Source organism: Mesorhizobium sp. M7A.F.Ca.AU.002.02.1.1 (assembly GCF_003998535.1).
In the GTDB taxonomy this organism is placed as follows: Bacteria; Pseudomonadota; Alphaproteobacteria; order Rhizobiales; family Rhizobiaceae; genus Mesorhizobium; species Mesorhizobium ciceri.
Genome location: NZ_RZPB01000647.1, coordinates 1 through 3,454 on the forward strand (window position 1 = coordinate 1; position 3,454 = coordinate 3,454).

Sequence of the window (3,454 nt, forward strand, 5' to 3'; positions counted from 1 at the left end):
GCCATATGCACACGCGGGCAGCCCTTATCGGGGCGCGGCTGCGCATCGGCCAGGCCGGCCGCAAGAACGGCGGCACCCGTGTCGTCGTCGAGATCGACCGCCAGCCATTACGGGAACTGGCGGCGGCTGCAACAATGCCTGGCGAACTCGCCGTATCGGAGGCCATGTGATGCTTGTGATGATCGCCGAGAATGACGGGCTGCACCGTAGCTTCGCGCGGCGGACGGTGGAGCAATTGTGGCCCGGTGACGTCGAGGTGATCGAAGCGAGCGACGGCGAGGACGCCATCAACCTGGCGACTGAGCGCGAGCCACTGCATGTCGTGCTCGATTTGCAGATGCCGAAGGCGACGGGAATCGAAGTTGCCAGGGCGATCTGGAACCGCCGCGCCGGCACGCACATCCTGTTCTGGTCGAATTTCGCCGACGAAGCCTATGTGCGCGGCGTGGCGCGCATCGTCCCGCCCGGCTCTGTCTACGGCTATGTGCTGAAATCGGCGACGGAGGAAGGCATGCGGTCCGCCCTGCGCGGGGTTTTCCGCGAAGGCCACTGCATCATCGACCGCGAGATCCGCGGCATCCAGCATCGCGTTCAGGACAAGTTCGAGGGCATCACCGACGGCGAATATGAAAGCCTGATCGACATCGCGCTCGGCCTGACCGACCGGGCGATCGCGGCACGTCGCGGCCTGTCGATCCGTGGTGCGCAGAGCCGCATCAAGCACTGCTACGACAAGCTCGGCATCGTGCCGGCGGAGGACGGCACCGGCGATGCTTCCGTGTTCAACTCGCGGACGCGGGCGATCTATCTCGCCATGGCGCGCGGCCTGATCAACATCGACGCACTGCGTCGCGAACAGGACCGGCTCGACGCCTGGCTGGCGGAGCACTGAAACAGCGGCGGCCACAAGCCGGAACATCGGAAGGTCCGGCGCATTGCTAGTGAACGCCAACTCAACGCCTGCGGATCCGAAGTGCGACCCTCATTTGCAGATTCATGGCACCTGGTGCGCGAAAGCGTCGTCGGTTTCATCGACGACAATGCGCTCAGCCATGGTGCGGCGATGGCCTTTTATGCCGCCACCTCGCTGGCGCCGATCTTGCTGATCGTGGTTGCGATTGCTGGTCTCGTCTTCGGCCACGATGCCGCACAATTGGCCTTGTCCGCGCAGATATCAGGGCTGATGGGACCGGAAAGCGCCGATCTCCTCAAGACTGCGCTGGAAAGTGCATCCGGCAGGCTGTACGGCACCTGGGCCGCGATCATAGGGCTGGTCACCTTGCTGGTAGCCGCTTCTGGCGTCTTCGGCGAAATGCAGCAGTCGTTGAACACAATCTGGAAGATCGAACCGCAAGGCAATTCCCTGTCGCGTCTGGTGAGGGCACGGGCCGCCAGTCTGGGGTTGGTGGCCGCACTCGGGTTCCTGTTGCTGGTCTCTCTCATCGCAAGCGCTGCGATTTCGGCACTGGGCGCTTTCATCAACGCCCATCTGCCGTTCGGAACGATCATACTCAGCGGGATCAACGGCGTCGTTTCGTTTGTGCTTATCGCCGTGATGTTTGCCGCCATTTACAAGGTTTTGCCCGATCGAACCCTGGAATGGCGCGATGTGGGAATCGGCGCTGTCGGAACCGCGGCCCTGTTCACATTGGGAAAATCGCTTATCGGCTGGTATATCGGCACCAGCGCGATTGCGTCGTCGTACGGCGCCGCCGGCGGACTGCTCGTGATTTTGCTCTGGGTTTACTACTCGTCGGAGATTTTCCTCCTCGGCGCCGAGTTCACGCGCGCCTATTCCGTTCGCCACGGCAGCCGGTCCGATCTGAAGAGGTTGGTTCACAGCCCTTTGTCCGTGCAGCACGGCTCAGCTCGAACACAACAGGAGTCCAATGCTGCTGGCGTGGTCGTGCTTGTGGCGGTGGCGTGCGCGAGCGCAACCTTGACCGCGCTTTTGCGAAGTGTTCGCCGGCCCTGATCTGACGTCGCCGGTATTCTACGCTCGATAGGCACGGGCGACTGTGCAAATGCACAGTCGCCCGTGCGCTTTGACCCGTATCGGCTCGTCGGGACCGCGCCTACGCTCTGCCCCAACAAGAAGACTGTATCGGGAAGCGCTCATGCCATTCGTCACCATGCGGAGTAGCACGGCTGTTCGCGCCGGGAGCCGATGATGTCGGTGCCGGCGCGTGCGCGCCATTCCGGTTTCGACGATGTCGTCGGCGATGCGCCGATCGAAACGCTGGCGAGCGGCTTCGGCTTCCTCGAAGGGCCGGTCTGGCATCCCTATGAGAAATGGCTGGTCTTCTCCGACATTCCGGAAAGCCGGATGTATCGCTGCAGTGCCGAGGGCGAGATCGAGCTGTTCCGCGAGCCGAGCCATAAGGCCAATGGCAACACGCTGGACCGCCAGGGGCGGCTGGTCACCTGCGAGCACGCAACGAGCCGCGTGACCCGCGCCGAGCCCAACGGCAGCGTGACCGTGCTGGCCACGCATCATCAGGGCAAGCAGCTCAACAGCCCGAACGATATCGTCGTTGCCACCGGCGGATCGATCTACTTCACCGATCCGGGCTATGGCCGGAGGGAGTTCTATGGCGTGCCACGCCCGCAGGAGCTGCCGTTCCAGGGCGTCTACCGCATCGATGGCGACGGCGCCCGGCTGACATTGCTGGCCGACGATTTCGGGCAGCCGAACGGGCTGTGCTTTTCGCTGGACGAGTCGCGGCTGTTCATCAACGACACCGAACGCGGGCACATCAGGGTGTTCGGCGTCGAAGCCAATGGCGACCTCAATGGCGGCGCGGTGTGGGCAGCAACCGAGGGCGACGGGCCGGGAGCGCCCGACGGCATGAAGATCGACAGCCGCGGCAATCTTTACTGCACCGGACCCGGCGGCATCCACATTTTCGACGCGTCGGGCACCATTCTTGGCGTCATCCGGACGCCCGAAGATTGCGCGAATTTCACCTTCGGCGACGACGATTTGCAAAGCCTCTACATTGCCGCGTCGACGTCGCTGTACCGGCTCAGGGTGCGCGTGCCGGGATTGAGACTGTTTTGAGCTCGCGACAATCCGTGCTCAAATCAGAGTTGGGAGTGAGGCCGGGTCAAAGCCGGTGGGAATACAGCAGTCAACACATCTGGGAGGATAACGACATGAAGAAACTGTTCGTTCTGGGCGCTCTGGCGGCAATGCTCGCTTCGGGCACGGCGCTGGCCGACACCAGTGGCAAGAAGATTGCTTTTTCCAACAATTATGCCGGCAATTCCTGGCGACAGGCGATGCTCGACAGCTATGGCATCGTCACCAAGAAGGCGGTCGCCGACAAGGTGGTCGGCGCGGCCGACATCTTCACCACCGCCGACAAGGAGGTGCCGACGCAAGCGGCGCAGGTGCAGAACCTGATCCTGCAGGGCTATGACGCCATCGTCATCAACGCTGCCTCGCCGGATG

General features: G+C 63.0%; 3 protein-coding genes and 1 pseudogene. All 4 read left to right on the forward strand.

Going from position 1 to position 3,454, the window contains the following annotated elements; translation table 11 throughout:
• The first annotated feature begins 169 nt into the window (after window positions 1-169).
• Entirely contained in the window at window positions 170-892 is a 723-nt protein-coding gene (locus EN879_RS28605) for a response regulator transcription factor (RefSeq protein WP_027163049.1), read from the forward strand.
• A gap of 81 nt (window positions 893-973) precedes the next feature.
• The gene (locus tag EN879_RS28610; RefSeq protein WP_063169506.1) at window positions 974-1,975 is read left to right on the forward strand and encodes a YihY/virulence factor BrkB family protein; all 1,002 of its coding nucleotides are present in this window, start codon (window positions 974-976) and stop codon (window positions 1,973-1,975) included.
• 195 nt (window positions 1,976-2,170) lie between these two features.
• A complete protein-coding gene (locus EN879_RS28615; RefSeq protein ID WP_063170401.1) occupies window positions 2,171-3,061 on the forward strand; it encodes an SMP-30/gluconolactonase/LRE family protein in 891 nt (296 codons plus the stop codon).
• A gap of 95 nt (window positions 3,062-3,156) precedes the next feature.
• Window positions 3,157-3,454 (forward strand): annotated as a pseudogene (locus EN879_RS28620) (ABC transporter substrate-binding protein); the annotation flags it as partial.